Below are 24,289 nucleotides of genomic sequence, written 5' to 3'. Positions count from 1 at the left end.
AAAAAGTAGTAATATTAAGGGCTCTGAGTGTCTTAGTGGTAAACATTTTATTGGCTTCCCAAGCAACTTACCAGAATTGGAGCAAGCCGCCAAAAATGCTATCTTTATACACTTTTCAAAACAAGCAGTTTATAATTTAAACACATTATTTCATGTTAAATCTTGCACTATTTTTGATGGGTTCTCCCGATGGCGGGGGAGGCTGGTCCAGTCTTATCTTTTTAGGAGCTATTTTTGCCATTTTCTATTTCTTTATCATCCGTCCACAGACGAAGCGACAAAAAGAGCTTCAGGAAATGGTTGATAACATCGAAAAAGGAGATAAAATCGTCACCTCCGGTGGAATGATAGCCAAGGTAACTACTGTTGATGAGGATACTGTACTGGCTGAAATCGACAAAGGGGTTAAAGCTCGTTTTAAAAAGAGCTCTATCTCAGATGTTAACCCAGATCAAGATTAACTAAGATTCCACATTTGCATTATGGGCGCAGATATTACGTTCGATAGTATCGAAGACGCTATCGAAGACATTAAAGAAGGGCGTATGGTTATTGTTGCTGACGACGAAGATCGCGAAAATGAAGGCGACTTTGTTATGGCAGCTGAAAAAGTTACGCCTGAAGCAGTAAACCTAATGGCTAAATACGGCCGCGGGCTTATCTGCGTTCCTATTACCCGCGAAAAAGCCTACTCTCTTAATCTCGATTATATGGTCACCGAAGGTGCAGACCCCGACGAGGCCGCTTTTACAGTATCGGTAGACCATAAAGAGCTTACGACAACCGGCATTTCTGCCGCCGATCGTGCAAATACTATAAAAGAGATGATTAAACGAGATGCCAAACCGGGAGACTTTCGGCGTCCGGGGCATATCTTTCCGCTTATTGGTGTGGAAGGGGGCGTGTTACGCCGTGCCGGTCATACCGAGGCAGCCATAGATTTAGCACGCCTTGCCGACCTGCAACCTGCAGGCATCATCTGTGAAATCATGAAAGACAACGGTGCCATGGCGCGCCTACCCGACCTCGTTGATATCGCTGAAGAATTTGATATGAAGCTGATCAGCATTAAAGATCTGATCTCATATCGTATGAAGAATGAGACGTTGGTTCGAAAGATTGTGGATGTAAATCTGCCCACTATTTATGGAGATTTTCAGCTTCATGCTTTTGAAGAACGACTTACCGGCGACCATCATCTTGCGTTGGTAAAAGGCGAATGGCAAGAAAATGAACCTGTACTCGTTCGAGTGCATTCATCATGTATGACTGGTGATATTTTTGGATCCAAACGCTGCGATTGTGGTGAACAACTGCATCAAGCCCTATTGCAGGTCGAGGAAGAAGGTCGCGGTGTGGTACTTTATATGAACCAGGAAGGCCGGGGTATTGGTCTTCTAAATAAACTCAAAGCATATAAACTACAGGAGAAAGGTCTGGATACTGTTGAAGCCAACGAAGCCCTTGGCTTTGAACCTGATGCACGTGACTATGGTGTTGGTGCACAAATTCTACGGCAACTGGATATCTGCAAAATGCGTCTTATGACGAATAATCCGGTAAAACGGGTGGGACTCAAGAGTTTTGGCCTTGAAATGGTAGAACGCGTTCCGCTTGAGGTCGGTGCCTATCCCGAAAATGCCAAATATTTAAAGACCAAGCGCGATAAGATGGGGCATGATCTAAAATTAGATGAACTTGATCCCCACAGCCCCGATTTTATTGATAGTATTGTTACTGATGAATAAACAATCGGCATACATTCACCTCTGCTAACTATATAAAAGCCTTCGCCATCCTATACTAAATTCCAATATGTCGTCGGCACAAGCATTATCCAATATCTAATGCAGTAAAGTGTGGAAGGTTCTTTAACTCTATTCTGCACAACAGACTCTGTAAATTCAGGATAACACGGTTTAACGAAGGCCTTAGAATAATAACCCTTAGCTTTTACCCTTCAGCCCGAGTTTCCGGAGGAAGGTCAGAAGTATTCTCATTGGTGTCTTGTACACCAGATAAATTTGATGGCACAATACGTTTGTGAAAAATAAGCATAGCTATAATAGCCGTACTAATAGCAACATCTGCCACATTAAAGATATAAGGGAAAACGGGGTAACCACTTATGGTCAGGTTAAAATGAATAAAGTCAACAACGTGCCCCTCGAGCAGACCGCCATACGATTCAATATAGCCCATCACCAAGCGGTCAATAATATTTCCAAATGCCCCTCCCAGAATCAATCCCATACAAAAAAGATATGCAACCGTAGCCTCCTCTCGATTATATAATACGTAAGTTAAAATGGCGATGGTTGCCAGGATAGCAATAACGCTGATTATTTCCGTAGAAGCCCACCTCATACCCAAGGCCATACCCGGATTTTGGGTATAGTTGAAGGTCAGCCAGCCCGGAATAATATCCATATAATGCCATTGTGGATTCAATCGAATCCAATGCTTCGAAATTTGATCCAGCAAAACGACGACAAACGCCGGTGCTGCAAGGGCTGCTATCTTTTGCTTATCCAACGGAAAAGTTATTTACGCTTAAGTTTAGCTTCAATACTAAGCTGGGTATGGGGAACGGCCTCGAGTCGTCCCTTTGCAATCTTTTTACCCGTCACTTTACAAACGCCGTAGGTTTTGTTTTCGATCCGTGTTAAAGCATCATCCAAGTAACGGATAAACTTTTTAGTACGGTTAAACAGCATATACGTCTTTTCACGCTCTTGCGCGTCAGTGCCGGCATCGGCCATGTGGAATGAATAAGCCGATTCGTCACTGGCATTTTCCATACTATCGCGCAACGTGCTTTGCAGCGATTCAAGTTCGCGCTCAGCCTCCTCACGCTTTTTTAGAATAATTTCTTTGAAATACTCTAACTCCTCATCTGAGTATGGAGAAACGCGCTCTGTATCTTGGTTATCTTTTTTTGTTGATGCCATAAGCTATCACCTTCTTAATTAGGGTTTCTTCTGATCGAAATAGTAGATTCACTCTCACCTATTTCCCAGTTCTTTATAAAATCTGAAACGTCCAGTTCTTGTGATGAAATTTCTTCAGCTAATGTTTCGCTTTTAATATAGTCCTTCATAGCCTCCACTGCATCTTCCAGTTTATCTGATCCATTAAATCCAATAATAATGCGATCTTCAACATCAAAGTCAGCTTCCTTACGCATATTCTGGATACGATTCACAAATTCGCGTGCCAACCCTTCCTTAATGAGAGCGGGAGACAACTCCGTATCAAGGGCTACACTTAAACCTTTTTCTGTCTCTACCGACCAGCCTTCCAATCCAGTACGAATAATTTCGAGACTATCTTCGCCAAGCTGCACGATACCTTGCTCACCTAAGTCAAGCTCGATAGAACCGGTTTCTTCGTAATCGGTAATTTCTTCGGTCGAAAGCTCTGCAACTTTTGCAGCCACCGGCTTCATCTTACTACCCAACTTACTACCCAACTTTGGATAATTAGGTTTCGCAGATTTATGAACAATGCCGGAATCATCATCTACAAATTCAACCTCCTTGATATTGACTTCATCAAGAATAATTTCTTTAACTGACTCAATAGCCTGGCGATCTTCCTCTTTGTCGATCGGCAAGATGATTCGTGACAGCGGCTGACGCACGTTTATTTCCAGCTTGTTGCGCAAGCTCAACACCATGGAAGAAATATGTCGTGCTAACTCCATGCGATGCTCCAACTGCTTATCGATAGCTGTTTCTTCTACCGTGGGATAGAACGAGATATGTACCGATTCTTCATCAGCTTCGGTCACTTCGTTCAACCGTTGATATAGCCATTCTCCCAAGAACGGTGCAATCGGACTGATTAATTTAGCTAAATCTACCAAACATTCATACAGTGTTTGATAGGCCGCCTGCTTGTCGAGACTCTTATCTTCTTTCCAGAATCGTCGCCGATTTCGACGCACATACCAGTTGCTAAGCTCATCCACAAAATCCTCAACTGCACGTGCCGCTTTCGTTGGCTCATAATCATCCAGATACTCATCAACGAGTTTGACGGTGGTGTTCATCCGTGAGATAATCCAGCGATCCATTTCCACACGATCGGAAACCGGGATTTGTGATCCCGAGTAGGTAAACCCGTCAATATTTGCATACATTGCAAAGAAGGAATACGTGTTTACAATGGTATTAAAAAACTTGCGCTGGGTATCCTGCAATCCATCCTCACTGAATCGGAGGTTTTCCCATGGCGATGAGTTACTCATCATGTACCAGCGAACCGTATCCGCACCGTATTCCTGAATAACCTCAAACGGCTCAACGGTATTTCCTTTGGACTTACTCATCTTATTGCCATTCTCATCCAGTACAAGTCCGTTTGATACAACGTTCTTATAGGCCGGCTGGTCAAACAACATGGTACCCAGTGCGTGAAGTGTGTAAAACCATCCGCGCGTCTGGTCTACCCCTTCAGCAATAAAATCAGCAGGAAAATTATCTTTAAACTTATCCTTGTTTTCAAAGGGGTAGTGCCACTGTGCAAACGGCATCGATCCAGAATCAAACCAAACGTCCATCAGATCGGGGATGCGCCGCATGGTACCGCCATCAGGCCCTTCCCAAGTAATCTCATCAATATATGGGCGGTGCAGATCAAGTTCTTCGTCATCAGACAAGCCAGCCTTCTTCTTCAGCTCCTCCACACTTCCCACAACTTCAACGTGCTCGGGATTTTTATCACTCACCCAAAGCGGAATAGGGGTACCCCAATAGCGCTGACGAGAAACTGCCCAGTCCACATTGTTTTCGAGCCACGTACCAAAACGTCCACTTCCGGTACTTGGTGGCTTCCAGTTAATTTGTTTATTGAAATCCACCATCTTGTCCTTCACATCCGTTGTTCGGATAAACCACGACTCAACAGGATATGACATCAGCGGCGTACCTTTGCGCCAGTCGTGCGGATAGTTGTGCAAATATGTCTCGTGCTTATACATCATGTGCTTATCCTTGATAGCACGAGAAATAGGCTTGTCTGCATCCTTGAACCACTGCCCTTCAAAATCAGGTACCTGATCCGTGAAACGACCATCCTTATCAATGGGATTAAACATTGGGATGTCATTTTCCTGTCCCGTCTCATAATCATCAGCACCAAAAGCAGGAGCAATATGAACCACCCCCGTACCTTCTTCGGTCGTTACATAATCAGCGGGCACCACGCGCCAAGCTTCATCCTTATCAAACTCTTCTAAGGCATAATCGAACACCGGATCGTACGTCCATCCAACAAGTTCCTCACCTTTAAATTCTTCAACGATCTCATAATCGTGATCAATCACTTCATCAAGGCATCCCTTGGCCATAATATAATACTCAGTACGGTCGCCCTCAGAAAGCTCAATTTTCACATAATCCAATTCGGGATTTACCGACAGCCCCATATTTGATACAATCGTCCAAGGGGTTGTTGTCCATGCCAAGAAATACACATTATCAGCCTTAGAAACAGGAAACTTCACAAAAATCGATGGGTCCTGGACCTCTTCGTATCCCTGTGCTACCTCGTGAGAGGACAATACCGTACCACTACCCGGTGAATACCACTGAATTTTATATCCCTTATACACCAAGCCCTTTTCGTGCAGCGTTTTAAACGCCCACCAAACCGACTCAATATAGTCGTTATCGAAAGTGATGTACGGGTCGTCGAGATCAACCCAGTACGCCATGCGCGTAGTCAGCTTATCCCAAAGATCTTTATACTTTAAAACACTGTTGCGACACTTCTCATTGTATTCGGCAACGCCATATTCTTCTACCTGCTGGCGTCCCTCAAGATCCAATTCCTTTTCGATCTCAATCTCAACGGGCAATCCGTGGGTATCCCAGCCGGCTTTACGTTCAACGCGAAACCCCTTCAACGTTTTGTACCGGCAAAACATATCCTTAACCGTCCGTGCCAGTACGTGGTGAATACCGGGCTTTCCATTTGCCGTAGGTGGTCCCTCATAAAATGTAAAGGGAATACCTTCTTCACGGGTAGAGAGACTCTTTTCAAAAATATCGTTCTCTTTCCACCACTTCAGCGTTTCAACTTCGAGTTTGGAAAAATTTAGCTTCTTGACTTCGTCAAATTGTTTACTCATAAAGGCCGTTGTACCTTCTCTATTGGCTTTTGTAAAGCTGTTAATATAAGGTTTTTATAAACCTTAAGTAGATTAAGTTTTTTAATAAATTCCTTACAAGAATAAATGAACCCCCAAAGATACAAGTCTTAACACTCCAATTCACATCTTGAGACTAAATTTATATTGTTAGCGAGCTATAAAAAGCAAAGCGACAACAATTTGCAAATTAGAATCCATGATAGTGCTTTTGTTATACTTTACTGTCAATTCTCGTTATTTTTAGAATTCTCTGAAATTCGACCAAAAACCAACATTTACCCTGCTTACTATGGATGTACCTGTGCAAAAACCAATCACTAAAGACAATCACTATAAAATCTGCTTCGTTTGTCTGGGTAATATTTGCCGTAGCCCAACCGCTGAGGGTATTTTTCAACATTTAATAAATGAGCGGAACCTTGAAAACCATTTTGAAATTGATTCGGCAGGAACATCGGCTTACCATATTGGAGAATCGGCCAACAGCAAAAGTCAGCGTACAGCAAATAAACATGGTATAACACTACATTCCAAGGCCCGTCAATTTAAGATCAGCGATCTTGATTATTATGATTTAATTTTGGCCATGGATAACGAAAACCTGGACAATATTCGTCAACTGGCTAATGGCAATGACGAGCATAAAATTGGCCGCATGCGGGATTTTGATCCCCAACCGGGTGACGGGGAAGTGCCTGACCCCTATTATGGCGGACCCGAGGGATTCGAAAATGTGTTCCAGATTGTGAAACGAAGCTGCGAAAATCTTCTTGATGAACTTGAAGCCCACGTAGAGAAATAGGTATGATTCCCAATTCGGTTCTTTCCAAAATAGAAAAAGTTACAGGACAACAGGTTCAATCTTCAAATCAGGTGTCCGGAGGCAGTATTAATCAGGCTGCAAAAGTTACGCTTTCTGACGGGCGCCCTTACTTCTTAAAATGGAATACATCAGCAGATGCCCGCATGTTTACTGTTGAAGAAAAGGGACTTGCCCTGCTTGCCTCGGCCCAAACATCACTCCGCATTCCTGCCGTATCAACAACCGGTAAAACGGATGATAATATAGGCTTTTTGTTACAGGAGTTTATTGCTGAAGGGCACGCCAATCCTAATTCGGCTTCTGACTTTGGCCGTCAATTGGCCCAACTCCATCAACATCACGAAGAAAAATACGGGCTTGATCACAACAATTACATTGGCAAACTACCGCAATCAAATACCTGGCATAAGAACTGGATCGATTTCTTTATCCAAGAGCGGATGGAGCCTCAGCTCAAAATGGCGACTGACAGTGGAAAGTTAGGAACGCAAACAGTTACTCAGTTTGAAGCCATGTATCAAAAATTGTGCGATATATTTCCCGACGAACCACCGAGTCTTTTGCATGGGGATTTATGGAGCGGCAATTATTTCTTCGATGAAAAGGGGCAAGCTACCGTTTATGATCCTGCAGTCTATTATGGCCATCGCGAAATGGAGCTGGCTTTCACCCATCTCTTTGGTGGCTTTCCGAGTAAATTCTACAGTGCTTATAAAGAAAAATACCCTTTGGAATCAGGGTTTTCTGAGCGAAAAGACATTTATAACCTTTATCCCCTGTTGGTACACACCAACCTGTTTGGAGGTAGTTATGGCCGGCAGGTTCAAGGGATTGCAGCTCAATTTTGACTAACCACGTATAGCGATTTGCTAAAACATTATATTACCACAACAATAAATGAAAATTATGTCATCTAATATACAACGCATTGTAAGCCTGGTTCCAAGTCTAACAGAATTAGTTATCGATTTGGGAATGGAAAATAAGCTCGTAGGGCGCACGCGGTTTTGCATTCATCCCAAAGAAAAAGTAGATGACATTGCAATCATAGGCGGCACAAAGAATCCTCGGCTCGACAAAATTCGTACACTTGATCCAGATTATATTATCGCCAATAAAGAAGAAAATCGTCGCGAAGACATCCAAGCCCTGCAAGAAGATTTCGAGGTAAACGTAACAGAAATTGCTACTATCGAAGATGCGTTGATCGTCATTCATCAACTGGCAAAAACATTTGACCAAACATCAAAAGCCAAGCAATTAATTTCGAATATTCAGCAGGCGCTTGAAAATCGACCGGAAGTTCCCAAGCTTAACACCGCTTATTTGATCTGGAAAGATCCGTGGATGACTGTGGGACGTGATACCTATATCCACGATATTTTAGACCATTGGAATTTCCCCAATGTGTTTGCAAACCGGGAACGATATCCTAAAATAACGCTGGAAGATATCAAAAAACAGAATCCCGACCTTATTTTGTTGAGCAGCGAACCCTATCCTTTTAAAGAAAAACATATGGCACAAATTGAAGAAGCATGCCCTGCCGCACGCGTGCTGTTGGTTGAGGGCGAATGGTTTAGCTGGTATGGCTCACGGATGGAACATGCTTTTAAACGATTAAATGGCTGGCGCAAAACGATTGAGTAAACCATACACCTGAAAGGCTATAAATTGTTATAATACAGTGTATCCCCAAAAAGCTTATTTATGAACAGATCGATTTATAGCTCATTACGTCTTGCAATCAGCCTGGTTGCACTGCTTCTTACTATCGCTCCAGCACCCGTTTGGGGACAGGTACAAACAATTGAAGAAATTGAATACACCTCAGCGCATACGGCATATATTGATGGATTGGCTGCTTTTGAAAACAATGACTTTGAGAAGGCCCTAACACTGCTCAACAAAGCGTATGTAAAACTTCCGGAACATGCGGGGGTAAATTATGCCCTGGCTGATGCATATCTACAAGTCAATGATATAAAAAATGCAGAATATTACAGTAAACAAGCCCGAAATATCGCTCCCCAAAACAAGTGGTATCACCTGCAGCTTATAAATATTTATCAACACACCGGCAATACCCAAGGGGTTATCCAAGCACTCAATAGTGCCCTTACCCATCATTCCAAAGACACCGATATTTTATATAACCTTGCTCAAGCTTACGCTGATCAAGGTGATTACGAAAAATCGAATAAGATCTACCATAAATTACTGCAGATACAGGGTGAGATGATTTCTATTCGACTGGAGCGACTTAAAAACTTTAACAACCTGGGGCAAAAAGATTCCTCTATTGTTGAACTTGAAAAAATCCGCGACCAAAATCCCGGCAACCTTGCAACGCTGCACCTCTTAAGCAACTATTATCTGGATTTAGACAAACCTGACGAGGCTCGTAACGTCATTGATAATGCCCTCGACATTAATCCAAAAGATCCCAAATCGCTTTTAGCACTGGCCGATATTCAACTTAACCAATCCCAATGGGATAGTGCTCAAACCACACTTGGGATTTTAGCAGATGACTCCACCTTAGCTGCTGAAACTAAAGAACAACTTGCCCAGTTTGTGTATACTAAGTTCAATAAAAACACTGGCAACGACACAATTACAACTATTGCAAGCACCGTTTTAAAAAAACTAATAAATCACTCCTCAACGTCGGGTAAGGTACACAGCATTGCGGCCGATTTCTTTTTGAAAACTGATCAAAAAGAACCTGCCCTTCGTGCTCTTAAATATGCTACAGACTTAAATCCAGCAAATGATTCAGCATGGCAGCAATACCTTCAACTATTGCTTGAAGAACGTCAATTTGAACAAGTAATACAGGCTGGCCAAAAAGCTATTAAAGAAGTTCCACAAGATCCTGTACTACTCTACTTTATTGGCAATGCCTATCTATCTACCCGGCAATACGACCAAGCCGAAGCACACCTCGAGGAAGCTTCAACACTACCGGCTCGCAAACCACTCAAAGCTAATATCTTTGGATCACTGGCTGACACCTATGCTAATATGGAACAATGGTCATCTGCATTTACATATTATCAAAAGGCCGTAGATTTAGATCCTCAAAATCCCGTCATTTTCAATAACTACGCATATTATTTATCCCGCAGAGGTATCCAACTCGATAAAGCTGAGCAGCTGGCTCGTAAGGCCTTAGCATTTTCGCCCGATAATACTTCCTTCCTCGATACCGTTGGATGGATATACTTTAAGCAAGGTAACCTGCAAAAAGCCAAAAACTATATCGAACGAGCCATTAACAGCGGCAATCCAACAGCAGAAGTAATGGAACATATGGGTGATGTATTACTTAAACTTGGTGAGCCTGATGAGGCCAAAAACTGGTGGCAGAAAGCTTTAAATAAAGACTCTACACGAACTCATTTACGAGAAAAACTATCAGATTAACACCGTGTTAAACTCACAACATTATACCACACTTTTTTTATGGGGATGTTTAGGCCTGGTGCTTGTTTCCTGTTCCGGACCTCAAAAGCTGACCGAAGATAACTTTCGACCATCCGACGAAAACCCTTCTCAAATTGTAAATCAACTGTCCGATTACAGCAAGACCCTACAATCCGTAAAAGGAAAGGGACGCGCCATTGTAAGTGAACCCGGAAATACCGAGCGGGTGACCATCCAGTTCTCCAGCAATCGACAAAAAAGCCTTGTAACCATCCGCAATGGATTGGGCATTGAAGGCGGACAGCTGCTTACTGACGGTGATACGCTGCTTATTTATAACAAAGTGGATAAATATGCTCGTAAAGTTCCAGTCCACGGCACCAGTCTCGATCGTATCAACCGGTTAGCCTCACTTAATATTCTGGATATGTTGAATCGTCCTGTCGCAAAAGAAGATGTTCAGTCGCTGATGGAAAATGAAGACCGATACCTGCTGCAACTAAAAACCGGCACGAGTATCCAAATTAATAAGAATACAGGCACCATTGCTCAAATTGAACAACTGGAGGAATCTAACCTTCCATACTCGGTAATTCGATACGAAGCCTATGCTTCGGTTGAGGGGTTCTCCCTTCCGCGAAGAATTAGTATATTTGGACCGGAGGAAAAATCAAAAATAGCTTTACAACTAACAGCATTAGATTTAAATCCTGAGCTGCAATCGTTAACAATTAATCTACCAGACGATATTCCCATTTATTACGAATGAAAAGATACTATAATCTTATAACGATTGTTATTTGTCTGCTGGGGATTCCCCATCTCCTATTTGCACAAACCACTGCGGTGCAGGAGTTCCAGGAACTCCGCAATAATATCGTTGAAAAGCAAAAAAATACTCGAGCTGAAATTGAGCGGCTTAACAAGCAGATTCAACAATTCGAAGACCGCCTGCAACAAGCTGAAGAAAAATACGAGAATCTGTATCAAAAGTACCAACATTCGAAGCAACTCATTGCACTACAGGATGAAAAAATCAATCAGCTGGAAAATGAGCAAACCCAAATTCAGGAAGAAATCTCCATAACCACGGAATCTCTTAAGGCTAAACGAGCGGAGTTGGAACAGCTTATTGAAAATTATAAAAGCACACTTAGCTACCTTTACAAACAAGGGCGCACCTCACAACTGGCGCTTATATTCTCAGCCAACTCCATCAACCAAATGCTGATCAGGGCTTTCTATCTTGAAAAGTTCAATACATACCGTGAGCAACAGGCTGAAGACATTAAAGCGGCAGAGAAAAAGCTGGAGCAAACAAAAGAACAGCTGGTTAAAGCACAGCAAAAAAATGAGGAGGTACTAACAGAAATTAAGGCAGAGAAAGAAGAACTGGCCAAACAAAAAGCTCAGCAAGAAAAAAATGTGGCCCTGCTTCGGGAAAACCGAGAAGAAATAAAAAGCAAACTTCAGGAAGTTCAACAACAAAAAGAAAATCTTAATAGTACGCTTTCTGACCTTATCCAACGGGAAGAAGAAATTCGCAAGGCACGAGAACAAAAACTGCGTCAGTTAGAAGAAGAACGAAAGAAGAAACTGGCCGCTGCCAAAAAAATTGAGAATGATGCCAAACGGAAAGCCGAAATGGAAAAGTATTCGGAACCCATAAAACTGGATAATTTTTTGGATTCCAATGCCATGGAAGAAATTGAAAGCCGGTTCTCCTCAAGCAAAGGCAGCCTTCCTTGGCCCGTTAACAGCCGTACCATTGCCGAACATTTTGGCAACAAGCGTCATCCCGTTTATGGAACCTTGACACCAAATCTGGGTATTGAAATTGTGACTGATGCACAATCGTCGGTAAAAGTAGTACACGACGGTTACGTTTTTGATGTTCGTCCAATCCCGGGCTATGGCGATGTCGTGCTTGTAAAACATGGCCGATTTATTACCGCATACGGCAACTTAAGTCAGGTTATGGTGCAAAAGAATGAGGTACTAAATCAAGGAGATATGGTTGGTCTTTCGGGTGATGAAAATTCACCTAAAGGAGAAAGCCTGTTCTTCCTTATTCGTGAAAATAGTAAAAACCTTGATCCGGAAAATTGGCTACAAACAGAAACCATATCCAGCAACTATTAATAGCCATTTTATAGCTTAGCTTTGTACATTACGACCAACTTTTTCACACTTCTTATAATTTTAACTCTGCTCTCTTAACTCATGATTAACTGGCAACGCACTTTTGCTTTTGTAAGTGGTGCTCTTGTATTTGGACTACTATTCATCATCATATCAAACAGCTTTATTCAATATGTATCCAATCCAGGATCAACAGGATATCTGTTTTTATTTGGATTTGGGCTCGTCTTCCTCAATTTAAATTTCGGTATAACGCGCAGATATGCCATCAAGGCTATTAACCCTGATGGAATCGCTTATACTATGACAGTCCTTACCATCATACCCACTATTTTCTGGGTTTATACCAAAGATGTTGGGTTAGAAGAATTGCAACTCGTGTTTATTCTCACTGTTATTTTTTCCGCCTTCTTAGGCACTTACTACGGACTTCGCCGAGGTGCAGTTAAACGAAATAAATATATTCAGCGACTCCGGGAAGAAAAGCAAGATCTTCCAGATTCACTTAAACGTCCCCATGACGATTTAAGCAAAAATTAAAGCCTGCTACAAGTCATTACCAAGTAATCGTTTGTAGCTTAGCCCTATTGATCCATCGGTGCGAAAAAGGATGTTAGTACGTCGCCCGCTAAATATCGTACCGCAGCAGAACTACGGCACGATGAGAACATGGCCTTATAACTTTACCGGATAGAAATACGTACCTGCTTAATTAAACAGGTAATAATCGATCCCAATATTCGCCTGCAAGTTTCGGCTGTCAGATTTAAATAAGCGATTACTTTCCCAATCGTATCCAACTTCTGTAAAGATTCCCAGTGTATTTGTCAGACGGACCGCTAAGCCAGCTCGCATCCCCAAACGCACCCGAAATCCATAATCCTTATCCGTATTAGCTAAGGTACCCATCGCTAAGTTATTTCCAAACAGAGAGTTCAACTGTACATACGGTTGCAGACGATCTGTCTTAAAGGGATAACCACGCACTATGGGTCCAACACCCCAGCTACCTACTGCGAGATCTGCATTTTCGGCATCGGTTACGAAGCTCGTCAGAACCTGAAAACCAACCCCCAATCGCGGAAACATGGTCCGCACGTTACGATATACAAACTCAAGTTCTGAGCTACCATCAAAACTCAACGAATCAGTATTTCCTTTATAGTGCAAATCACTCAGCCAGTGCGTATTCGCCGTCAATCCATGAATGCCTACATCATAATCAAGGGGACGAATTCCATTATTCCCCCCTTCTGATTGAGCCTTAACTACATTGAAAAGGGTTCCTGCAATGATCACTATGATAAAAGCCGATGCTAAAATATTGCTTAGTTTCGCAAATACATTCTTATTCATTGTGCGTGAATTTATTGTCTTAGATAATTAAAGCCGTCATTCAATGGCGTGTAAAATTGCCCAATTAATTTTACAGTTACAATAACTGAATTAAATCTTTAATGTTGCCTTTTTATCCCCCTCTTAAATAGCAATGTAAGTTCTACAACAATTGTATATGCCAACACAAACTAATATACTATTTAAAGGAAGACTTAGCGTTTCGTGCTTATTCAATACTCCCGTTTAATCACTCAATTCTTATGGCTAAAAAGTTACCTTCCCTTTTTTTTATCATAACTCTGGTTTTAGCCTCTGCTACATTCGGCCAGTCAATGCAAACCGAATATTTTTCGGATCGAATAATCATTAAATATGAATCAGATCAAAAACTTCAACAAATCCGAAGCAAAATAGGACACGATCCAAAATCAGCTGTCCAGCAATATCTCCATCAATATGGAATTCAACAAAGTCGTCCCCTCCTTTCGCCAAGGGCACAACAAATTGTAAAAACCCAAAATGTGTCGGGCACCCGTAATGTATTACGTATCCAGGAAATTATTTTTAGCAACAATATTGACCCGGCCCAATTAGCATCCAAACTAAATCGCATGCCTGGGGTCACCTATGCCGAACCCAAATATATTCGGTATATGAACGAAGAACCCAACGACGAAAAATATCAACAAAGCCAACAAGAAAATTTTAATTACCATAATTTCCCTAACGCGTGGGATTTGAGCAAAGGTTCTTCTGATATCATTATTGCCATTGTTGACGGCGGCGTTGACTATATGCATCCTGAACTCAATGAAAACCTTTGGGTCAATCAAGATGAGATCCCACCTATCGTTTTTTCCCAGGCAGACCAAAATGGAGATGGAGAAGTTACCCCTCCTGAGGCTTTAACTTATTTACAAGATAACGGTACCGATTATAACAGCGATGGAGAAATCACCCTGGAGGATGCCCTGCATGAAGATTCCGATTTTACAGATAACACTGATACCGATAATAATGATTTTACCGATGATCTGTTTGGGTGGGATTTTTGGGAATCAGGAAGTAGTATCCAAAATATTACCCAAGACAACAATCCCATCCACGATGCCACCGATCATGGAACGCACGTAGCGGGAATCGCAGCTGCCGAAACCAATAACGGAGAGGGCATTGCCGGTGCCGCCTACAACGCAACCTATATGCCCATTAAAGCCGGAGGAGCTCCGGGCTTTGACGATGCCATCGGGTTTGGCTATGAGGGCATCTTGTATGCAGCAGGTAACGGTGCTGATATTATCAATTGTAGCTGGAGCGGCGGATCTGCCTCACAAGCTGAAGAGGATATCATAGAACTGGCCACACAAATGGGGGCCTTGGTCGTTGCCGCAGCCGGAAATGAAGCTACCCGAACAGGATACCCCGCCCGGTATGATAAATCGCTGGCCGTAGGTTCTGTAGAGCCGGATGACAACAAAGCTACCTACTCTAATTTTGGATATAATCTTGATGTATTAGCTACGGGCACTGATATTTTAAGCACCTCCTACAACAATAATTACATTTCGAAAACGGGTACCTCAATGTCTACTCCCGTTGTAAGTGGGCTTGCGGCTCTCGTCAAAGACGTGAACCCAAGTTGGGATCCCGAACGCATCGGCATGCAAATTCGCGGATCAGCAAGCTATATTGACAAAACCAACTCCAGTTTTGAACATCAGCTCGGCCACGGAGCCATCAATGCATACGAAGCGCTAAATACAAATTTACCGGGGATGAAAATCGTATCGCAGGAGTTCCTCAACAGTAATGGCAACAAGCTCGCATTGGGTGAAGAGGGAACTATCGAATTACAAATTACCAATGTCGCAAATGATACGCCAGCTCTCCAGGTAGAACTGGAATCTATAAATGAAAGTGATGTACAACTGAGTAATACTAACCAACAATTGGGTAACTTCGCTAAAGGTGATACGGTAGATCTAAGCTTTCCCGTTACCATCCCCACAAACTTTGACTTAACCGAAATGCCCACTTTTCGGTTAGAATTCATTGACCAAAACATGGATTACAATAATTTTAATGCCTTCATCTACGAGGATATGTTCTTTGAAGCTATTGCGGGCAACAATGTAAAAACATCATTTGGTGCCGAAGGAACTTGGGGTTTTTCTGATCCATTGGCTGGTCGTGGAGGGGTAGGCTTTATCCCTCGTTACCCAGATGGCACGGGTGGTTTTGATGAAGGTGACAACCTTCTTTTTGAAGGCGGACTCATGATGACCTTCAATAGTCAACTTTTTGACGCTGTGCGAACGGCCAATGGTGGTGTATCAAGAGACTTCCTGCCCGAAGATGCGGTCACCGTTTTACCAATAGAAAATGGGCTGCGCGGCTCTACCCAGTTTACCACCCTTAATGATAGCACCCGACGAGCAAAAGTTGAACTCGAAACCTTTGCATATGATGATCCTGCCATCAGCAATGTCGTATTTGCAAAATACACTATTACAAACCCCTCCGACTTTTTGGTGATGGAAGATATGTACGTGGGCCTATTTAACGACTGGGACATCGGCAATAATTCGGGCAACAATAATATTGCATTCAATGAAAGTGACAGCTTACTCTATATTTCGGATGCCGCTTCTTCAAGTACGCAACCTGTGGTTGCCGTTGCACATTTAGGCCCCCTTGCAAGTGCGTTGGCAATCGATAATACTATTGAAGGGCAGCAGGACTCCGTCACTTTCGGGATCTATGATGGGTTTACGGACAACGAAAAAGAGGCTTCTTTAACAGCAAGGACTGTACGCACCAACATCCAAAACACCGATGTATCAGCCGTAACCAGCTCGGGTCCTTATACTCTCAATCCCGGAGCTAAAATTACGGTTGGCTTTATCTATGCCTTCGGGGATGATTTGAATGAGTTGCGTACTCAAATTGCAGAAGCTCGCACACGCAATCTTTTTGCGGTTTCTCCGGCGGGACGTGCTACTTCCGAAGAAATCCCCCAGCAAACCGAACTCTTTCAAAACTATCCGAATCCATTTAATGAAAAAACAGAAGTCCGTTTCAATCTTAGTCAAGACAGCCATATTCGAATAACGATTTTTGATGTGTTGGGACGAAAAGTTCGTCAGCTTGCTAACACAAATTTTAAGGCCGGCGAACATTACCTCCCCTTTGATGCCCCAAATTTGAGCAGCGGTGTGTACTTTATCCAGCTTGAAACCGATCAGGGCTCACAAACCATCCCCATTACAAAAATCAAGGCCCTATAAATAGCCTGACGATTGAAAGCTATGAAAACGAATCTACGGCATGTACCCCGGTTCCATTCTCCTTTTTGGTGCTACAACGGACATCTACATACCATTGCCCGATCCCTATGTGGAGATACCTCTCAACCGGAAATCAATCGAATTGAAATTACCACTCCCGATAATGACTTTTTAGAACTCGATCAATATATCAACCCTTATTCCGATTCCATAATCGTACTCTTTCATGGCCTGGAAGGATCTACCGAGCGATACTATATGGTTGAACTAATGAAGGTTTTAATCCGTAAAGGGCATTCGATTATTGGTGTAAATTTTAGAGGATGTGGTTCACGCCTCAATAAACAACCGCGATTTTATCACTCTGGAGAAACTAACGATTATCAAACAGTTTTAGAATGGGCCCAAAATCAGTACCCCAATAAAAAGTTAGGGGCTGTAGGATTTTCGCTCGGCGGCAATGCCCTCGTCAAATACTTGGGAGAAACGGGCAAAGATAGCTTGGTACAAACGGCTGTAGCTGTCTCGGTGCCCTATGATTTACGGTTGGGGTCGATTATGCTCTCGAAAGGATTTCATCGCATTTATGAATTTCGTTTTCTTCGAACCCTCAGCAAAAAGCTCGAAGCAAAGCGCAAGCATTATCCTGATTTACCTACCTTCAATGGTTCCACACTATACGAGTTCGATAATCAGATTACAGCCCCAATACATGGCTTTGAAAATGCTGATGATTATTACGAAACTTGTTCAGCCCGTCGCTTTGTCAATAATATCAGCGTTGATACACTGTTAATACACAGCAAAGAAGATCCGCTTTGTCCTGCTAAAGCAATGCCATTGGATAGACTAAACAACAATCCATACACAGATTACATCATCACAAAAAAAGGTGGCCATGTGGGATTCTGGAGCAAACCCCAAGGATGGCTTAACTACGTCATCGAAAATTATTTAAGCAGCAATTTATAGAAATTACCAATCCTGCTTATTGAAAATTGATATCGAACCCTCTTGGTTCCCCTTCTCTAAAAGCCGTATTTTCAAGGCAATTTTTCAATCACCGAATATATTTAATATGGTCATTATTGTTGGAGCAGGCCCTATTGGACTGGCCACCGCTATCGAGTTAAAGCGACGAGATATTCCCGCCAAAATTATTGAACGCGGCTGTTTGGTCAACAGCATTTTTCATTATCCCAAAGATATGACCTTCTTCTCTACTTCTGAGCGACTGGAAATAGGAGATGTCCCCTTTATATCCCATAACCCTAAGCCCACCCGCCGCGAGGCTCTCGAGTATTACCGCCGGGCGGCCGAAAGTTACGATCTGGACATTCATCTTTATGAAGAAGTTCAGGATATTTCTGGAGATGACAAAAGTTTTAACGTCACCACTGATAAGGGCTCTTATAATGCTAAGAAGGTAGTTGTTGCTACCGGCTTTTATGATGTTCCCAAAATGATGGGAACTCCCGGCGAAGAGCTCGATAAGGTCCGGCATTATTATGATGAAGCTCACGCCTATGCCTGGCAAAATGTGCTTGTCATTGGCGGCGGGAATTCAGCTGTAGATGCAGCACTCGAAACCTACAGGGCACACGCCAATGTGACGCTGGCCGTACGCGACTCAGATATCAAAGAATCCGTTAAGTACTGGGTTAAACCTGATATTAAAAACCGAATTAAAAACGATGAAATAACCGGCTATTTCAATACAGAAGTAAAGGAAATCCGGCAAAATGAAGTCGTATTAGATACGCCCGATGGCACTAAAACAATAGATAACGATTTTGTTCTGGCAATGACGGGCTACAAACCTAACTTTGAGCTAATGACAAACTTTGGCATCGACCTTACCAATGATGAGGATAAGATGCCCGTCTATAATGAAAGTACGCTCGAAACTAATCGAAAAGGTATGTATGTGGCCGGGGTCGTTTGTGGAGGAATGGATACCAGCAAACTATTCATAGAAAATACACGCATTCATGCCGAACATATTGCCGAGGATATCCAGAAAAAGATAAGGTAAAAAAAAGAGAGGGTAAGCAACCTACATCACGCCGCTACAACCTCCTACCGCTGCTACCTTCCGGTCCTGACGGAGTTCAGAGGGAGCTGGCTGCGTAGGGCCTACCCTCGAAAGTCAAAGATACGATTTTGCCGGGGTATTTGGCAAACAAAAATTCCCCCTTTTCTCATTTTGATTCCATCACGTAAACACCGTTCCAATCTTCTGGAGGTGGATTTTCCCTCATCACCTCACATCGATTGATATAAACCAAGGACGGGTTTGTGTAAATAAATGATTCTTCGTTCGGGATAAAATACTCCAGCTCCGATGATTCATTGAATAAAGCTATTGCCCGATTCCATTCTTGTTTTTGATAAGCGGCAATGCCCTCTTCAAATTTTTCTTTACATGCCAGCTCTTGCTCTGTAATACGGTCGCGAAGTCCCATAATTTCGTATACATCTATAGGCTTGGTTCGCCCCTTTACTACAATGCGATCCAGATAGCGAAACACACACCGATCGCCATATTTTTCGGCCTCTTCCTTTGTATCAGCAGTAACCATCGTGTACACTCCAAACTGCTTGGCACCACTTTCGCAACGCGCCGCAAGGTTTACATTATCTCCCATCATGGTATAGTTAAACCGACTTTCAGAGCCCATATTACCAGTCACCATTTTGCCCGTATTGATGCCTATACGATTCCGCATGTGTTGCACAATCTCAGGCCAGCGCTCTCCTTCTTCCCGCCATTTTTTACGCAACTCAGCCAGCTTATATTGCATAAGCTGAGACACCACACAGGCTTTATAGGCGTGATCCTTGTGGGGTACCGGGGCTCCGAAAAAGGCTACAATAGCATCCCCAATATATTTATCCAATGTACCGCCGTGCTCTCGTACAATATTCGTCATCGCTGACAAGTACTCGTTAATCAATCTAACCAACGTTTTTGCAGGCATCCGTTCCGAAAACGTGGAAAATGATTGGATATCACTGAAAAAGGCCGTCATATAAACCTCATCACCCCCCAACTCAGGCTCTTTCCCCTCTTCAACCATTTCTTCTACAATGGCTGGTGAAACATAGGATGAAAAAAGGCCACGTATTCGACGTTTTTCGCGCTGCTCCACAATATATTCATAACTCTGAGTGGTAATATATCCTACCAACATCGCTACCAATATGGCCACCACATCTGTCATAGTATTAAGCTGCAGAAAGGACCAGAGTGTAAGCCCAAAAACACTGATACTAAAACCCACATAAAAAACGAATCCCCATAACCCTGATAACCAGCGAACAGCAATAATCATAATTGCAATTGCGATAATGACAAATACTATATTCGCTAAGGGAGAGGTATGGTGGATATAGTTTCCAGAAAGTACCGTTTGAATCGCATTGGCATGCATTTCTACCCCAGGCATGGTCCCCTGCTTGGCAAAAGGTGTGGCATGCAGATCGTGTAATTCGGGCATCGTAGCCCCCACCAATACGATTTTATCTTTAAAAGCATCTGTGTGTTTAAGTCCAAAATCAGGGTCTGAAAAGGAATTGATCTGAAACGTTGAATCTTCGGATGTAAGAATGACAGTTGAGTCATCGATCACCGTTTCAAAGGAATGTCGTGGAAAGGTTCCGGGTGGTCCAAAGTAATTGATCGACATTAGGTTGTCGTTGTACTTTGGGATCTGGTATGAACCAAAAGAAAGGATTTCACCTGTCTCACTAATATCAGTTGAATCTAAATCTGCATATAATTTTAACAGCTCCAATCCCAGCGAATATAGTTTCTCATTATTATAATCAATTCCTAAAATATATTTTCGGATAGCCCCATCTGTATCATGTTGAGCCCGCACAATACCATTTTTATTGGGATTAGCACTTTGCAATACCCGGTTGGGACGAACTAACATCAGCGCTGTTGAACGGCTACCTTGCCCTCGATTCTGTACCGTACTCTGAACATTTGTACCCAACACTACATTTTTGTGTTTGCTAATGGCCTCAGCAAAAAGAGTATCATTCGTCAAATCGTAATTATCACGCTTGTCAAAAAGCACGTCAAAACCTATAACTTTGGCACCAGCTTCATTTAGATGCTCAACAAGCTTAGCATATAAATTGGTTGGCCAGGGATACTTTTCGGGGATTTCTTGGTCCGCTTGCTGACTTATAGATACAATAACAACCGATGTATCTTCAATAGCAATAGGCCCACGATACTCAAAGAATTGATCGGTTATATCCAGCTTCAGCTGCATCACGGGAGAGGAAAAAGCTATCAGAATTGTTATCAACAAACTGCCAAGAAGCAGCCCTGGTAAAACTAACCTGCTTTTCCATGTCTTTTGGGTGGCAGCCATAAATCAAAAGTTATAAATGTAGCGCAATTGCAACAGATGATCATTAGGAAAGGTAGCCGCAGATGCAAGCGTGTTGCGCACATTAGAGTACTTAAAATCTAACAAAAGTGAGTGGGCATCATTTAAATTATAACGCGTACGGGTATTAATGATGTAAGAATTACTTTCCGTAGCGGTAACTACATCCGCTGATGCAGGCTCATAATAATCATCAATGGATAGCTGCGGGGTATTGCTATCAGAAACTACCAGTGGAGTCGTTTCTGACCTGTTCTGGGTATAAGCCAACGACACTTCCACGTTTAACTTTCTGTCAAGCAAAAATACACTACTTCCAATATTTGCTCCCATAATATCAACAGTATTCAAACCACCCGAGGTCTCTGACTTATTCAGATTAAAACCGATATTGGTTTGCAACGGCAGCCCATCAAAATGATTTACTACACGAAGTGAAATGCTTTGACTCTGTGAATCCCCATATTCAAAGACCTGATCAGTGGTATTTAACAGAGAATAATTGACGCTGGCATCATGGGTCGAACCCAACAGCGAAAATTCTTGGGACACGGATGCATTAAATTGATACGTCTCAGAAAATCGCGGTGTAGCCGTCGTTACCGTATCTCCGTTTTGAGTGGCAATATTCTGCACAGCGGCCTGCTCCGAAATGCCATTCAAAGACGCTACTAACGGATTATTCAAAGCCACCTCGTTATCTCTGGTCCGTTTCATAACGCCTAAGCTTACTCTTGGCAGATCCTGATTCATGGGATACCAACTAAGGTTACCTCGATAATTTATTGTATTGGTAGTGGCCTCTTTATACCCAACCACATTATCCTGCAATTTTTCATACCCCAAGGTAACATAAAGCTGATTTTCAAAAAGTCGGAATCGATCCCTAACCGATAATCCCGCAATATCTTTGCGCACAGTCGTATTCGCAAGCGAATTATAACCCGGGCCTATCCAGCGATAGCGCAATTTAAGATCATTGTTAAAATAACTGAGTCCCAACTGCGATTGCCCCGCCAATATACTTGTGGGAAAAAAGAGCTCCCCAGATGTTTCTGACGCCTGCTCATCAAATCGAATAGGAAGCGTATCCATATTTTCATTAATAACAATAAGCCACGAAAGCTGATCGAGTATATTTTCGGTACTTTCTGCAATCTCAAAACCAATGCGGTCAGCGGCTTGCTGTGTTAATGCCCCATCAGAAATATCCTGATTTAATAAACTTATTGCCCCATCAGCCTCAAACTCGATGCGATTATTATCAAGACGAACAGCCAGATCTGAAGCCGCAACAAAGTTACCTTTGGGCGATGGATTTCCACTTACGCCAAGCTCATCGGGGTTATTTTCAAGCGTTTGTTTCTCTTGCTCGGTAAGGTTTCCTGCTAAGTTGGGATTAACTTCCATTATGTCGTTATAATCATCAATCACACGAATGGATCCCGTATCGTCCTCAACTTTAATGAAGTTTAACCCAAAATTAAACGTCTCATCCTTCTGCACTCCCAACCTACCACCTGCAACTTTACGCTGATACGTTCCAGGGTCATCAACATTTAACACATACCCTTCTGCACCGTCAATAGTTTGTTCATCATCCGTTATTTCATTATAGATATTATCAATACCACGACGCAAATTGCCATAAATAAGCTCAAGATTCAGCGATTCATTCCAGGCATGAAGTCCCACATTAATCCCCTGCATTCGCTGTCCAGCAATCGTAAACTTATTGAGCGTAGGATATACATGTCCGGCTTCAAGGTCCAGCCAATTTCCCACATAAAGGTTTAAGCCATACCTGTTTTGGGGCTGCAGCCGGGGATCCTCTTGCGTAGTCAGTAATCCATAAGCCGAATATGATACATTGCCCTTTTGACCCGAAAGTCGCACATTCCCGCTCAGCGCATCATTGGGATATCCGCCCACCTGCTGTTTTTGAGCACGAAGTTCCACATTCCCCTGGGGTATCCAACTCTGTTGTTCTTGGCCTGTAAAAGCGTTAACCCGTTGCCCCGGCGCCACCACCGAAAAATTCCAGTCAGCTAACACAAAGGTAGTATCAGACGTTTCCACCTCAAACGTTGCCTGGTGTTTTCCCATCGATAAATCTTCGGTGGAATAGCTATAAAAATAGTCGCTGGCATTGGCCTGTTCCGTGACCTCACTCCCATCCACATACATACGAAATGTTACTGATGTGTCTATCTCTTCCGGCTCATAAAACAGGGTCAACGCTATAACCACATCTTCCTGTGAAACCGTAACACCTGGGTCAGGCGACAAAATTGTATAATCAACTCCCGTCTGCTCAACCACTTTCTGTTGGTCAGTTTTCTTGGGGTTTACAATTTCTACTCTCACAGGACTATCCGAAGCTTCTTTTGGGTAAGTAACAGAACTTCCATCATTAAGATCTATCCGCAAATAATACTCCAACTCACTGGCTTGCTGATCTGCAACTTGAAGCTCTGTAGAAAAGTTAGTCCCCATAAATGCGACTTTTTTCTGGCTATAGGCCATATCCCCATCCGTCTTGTAAAACAGATATGCATCTTCCACCTCACTTGCATTAATAGATGGTGCCGAAAACTGGAGATCAATTGGGGTGTTTCGCTCTACTAAAGTTGGCTTTTGATGTTGAACCGGCTGCAGATCTGGTGAGGGCATAGCATCAGCACGAACATATACCATACCCATA

The 24,289-nt window shown here is 42.7% G+C and carries 18 protein-coding genes and 1 other RNA gene; 12 read left to right on the top strand and 7 right to left on the bottom strand.

Annotated elements, in window-relative coordinates; translation table 11 throughout:
- Nucleotides 1-152: 152 nt before the first annotated feature.
- Nucleotides 153-461: a preprotein translocase subunit YajC gene (gene yajC, locus AAFH98_RS05845; protein WP_342521757.1), complete on the top strand. Its 309-nt coding sequence runs from the start codon at nt 153-155 to the stop codon at nt 459-461.
- A gap of 21 nt (nt 462-482) precedes the next feature.
- Entirely contained in the window at nt 483-1,748 is a 1,266-nt protein-coding gene (locus AAFH98_RS05840) for a bifunctional 3,4-dihydroxy-2-butanone-4-phosphate synthase/GTP cyclohydrolase II (protein WP_342521756.1), read from the top strand.
- Between the two features lie 205 nt (nt 1,749-1,953).
- Here the strand turns inward: AAFH98_RS05840 and AAFH98_RS05835 are convergent, their stop codons facing one another.
- The 3 genes from AAFH98_RS05835 to ileS are packed head-to-tail and all read right to left on the bottom strand — an operon-like array spanning nt 1,954 to nt 6,136.
- Entirely contained in the window at nt 1,954-2,535 is a 582-nt protein-coding gene (locus tag AAFH98_RS05835; protein WP_342521755.1) for a signal peptidase II, read from the bottom strand.
- An 8-nt stretch (nt 2,536-2,543) separates the two neighbouring features.
- A complete protein-coding gene (locus AAFH98_RS05830; protein ID WP_342521754.1) occupies nt 2,544-2,951 on the bottom strand; it encodes a TraR/DksA family transcriptional regulator in 408 nt (135 codons plus the stop codon).
- 14 nt (nt 2,952-2,965) lie between these two features.
- Nucleotides 2,966-6,136, bottom strand: a complete 3,171-nt coding sequence (gene ileS, locus AAFH98_RS05825) for an isoleucine--tRNA ligase (protein WP_342521753.1) — start codon at nt 6,134-6,136, stop codon at nt 2,966-2,968.
- Between the two features lie 310 nt (nt 6,137-6,446).
- On the opposite strand from ileS, the gene AAFH98_RS05820 reads away from it, so the two are divergent.
- The 7 genes from AAFH98_RS05820 to AAFH98_RS05790 all read left to right on the top strand — a co-directional run bounded on the left by AAFH98_RS05820 (nt 6,447) and on the right by AAFH98_RS05790 (nt 13,091).
- Nucleotides 6,447-6,959 carry a low molecular weight protein-tyrosine-phosphatase gene (locus AAFH98_RS05820; protein WP_342521752.1) on the top strand — a complete coding sequence of 171 codons (513 nt, stop codon included), beginning with the start codon at nt 6,447-6,449 and terminating at the stop codon, nt 6,957-6,959.
- A gap of 2 nt (nt 6,960-6,961) precedes the next feature.
- Nucleotides 6,962-7,828 carry a fructosamine kinase family protein gene (locus AAFH98_RS05815; protein ID WP_342521751.1) on the top strand — a complete coding sequence of 289 codons (867 nt, stop codon included), beginning with the start codon at nt 6,962-6,964 and terminating at the stop codon, nt 7,826-7,828.
- Nucleotides 7,829-7,886: 58 nt separating this feature from the next.
- Nucleotides 7,887-8,630, top strand: a complete 744-nt coding sequence (locus AAFH98_RS05810; RefSeq protein ID WP_342521750.1) for a helical backbone metal receptor — start codon at nt 7,887-7,889, stop codon at nt 8,628-8,630.
- A gap of 60 nt (nt 8,631-8,690) precedes the next feature.
- A complete protein-coding gene (locus tag AAFH98_RS05805; protein ID WP_342521749.1) occupies nt 8,691-10,409 on the top strand; it encodes a tetratricopeptide repeat protein in 1,719 nt (572 codons plus the stop codon).
- A 4-nt stretch (nt 10,410-10,413) separates the two neighbouring features.
- A complete protein-coding gene (locus AAFH98_RS05800; RefSeq protein ID WP_342521748.1) occupies nt 10,414-11,178 on the top strand; it encodes a DUF4292 domain-containing protein in 765 nt (254 codons plus the stop codon).
- A complete protein-coding gene (locus AAFH98_RS05795) occupies nt 11,175-12,551 on the top strand; it encodes a murein hydrolase activator EnvC family protein (protein WP_342521747.1) in 1,377 nt (458 codons plus the stop codon). Before AAFH98_RS05800 ends, AAFH98_RS05795 begins: the two co-directional genes overlap by 4 nt.
- Before the next feature lie 81 nt (nt 12,552-12,632).
- Entirely contained in the window at nt 12,633-13,091 is a 459-nt protein-coding gene (locus AAFH98_RS05790; RefSeq protein WP_342521746.1) for a hypothetical protein, read from the top strand.
- Nucleotides 13,092-13,259: 168 nt separating this feature from the next.
- Here AAFH98_RS05790 and AAFH98_RS05785 read toward each other — a convergent pair whose 3' ends face one another.
- Nucleotides 13,260-13,907: a hypothetical protein gene (locus AAFH98_RS05785; protein WP_342521745.1), complete on the bottom strand. Its 648-nt coding sequence runs from the start codon at nt 13,905-13,907 to the stop codon at nt 13,260-13,262.
- 242 nt (nt 13,908-14,149) lie between these two features.
- Between AAFH98_RS05785 and AAFH98_RS05780 the strand changes: the two genes are divergently transcribed.
- From AAFH98_RS05780 to AAFH98_RS05770, 3 genes are all read left to right on the top strand, one after another.
- Nucleotides 14,150-17,176 (top strand): S8/S53 family peptidase, encoded by a 3,027-nt coding sequence (locus AAFH98_RS05780; protein ID WP_342521744.1) that lies wholly within the window; start codon nt 14,150-14,152, stop codon nt 17,174-17,176.
- A gap of 21 nt (nt 17,177-17,197) precedes the next feature.
- Complete coding sequence (locus tag AAFH98_RS05775; protein WP_342521743.1) at nt 17,198-18,148, top strand: YheT family hydrolase; 951 nt, start codon at nt 17,198-17,200, stop codon at nt 18,146-18,148.
- Between the two features lie 106 nt (nt 18,149-18,254).
- Complete coding sequence (locus tag AAFH98_RS05770; protein WP_342521742.1) at nt 18,255-19,211, top strand: YpdA family putative bacillithiol disulfide reductase; 957 nt, start codon at nt 18,255-18,257, stop codon at nt 19,209-19,211.
- A 7-nt stretch (nt 19,212-19,218) separates the two neighbouring features.
- Here the strand turns inward: AAFH98_RS05770 and ffs are convergent.
- The 3 genes from ffs to AAFH98_RS05755 all read right to left on the bottom strand — a co-directional run bounded on the left by ffs (nt 19,219) and on the right by AAFH98_RS05755 (nt 24,288).
- An RNA gene (gene ffs / locus AAFH98_RS05765) (signal recognition particle sRNA small type) lies at nt 19,219-19,318 on the bottom strand.
- 59 nt (nt 19,319-19,377) lie between these two features.
- Nucleotides 19,378-21,567, bottom strand: coding sequence for a CHASE2 domain-containing protein (locus AAFH98_RS05760; RefSeq protein WP_342521741.1), 2,190 nt, complete (start codon nt 21,565-21,567; stop codon nt 19,378-19,380).
- 3 nt (nt 21,568-21,570) lie between these two features.
- Complete coding sequence (locus AAFH98_RS05755; protein ID WP_342521740.1) at nt 21,571-24,288, bottom strand: hypothetical protein; 2,718 nt, start codon at nt 24,286-24,288, stop codon at nt 21,571-21,573.
- Nucleotide 24,289: the final 1 nt, after the last annotated feature.

It is taken from the genome of Fodinibius sp. Rm-B-1B1-1 (genome assembly GCF_038594945.1).
GTDB classification, from domain to species: Bacteria; Bacteroidota; Rhodothermia; order Balneolales; family Balneolaceae; genus Fodinibius; species Fodinibius alkaliphilus.
Note: the sequence above shows the minus strand (reverse complement) of the source record. Positions and strands in the feature narration are given on the sequence as shown.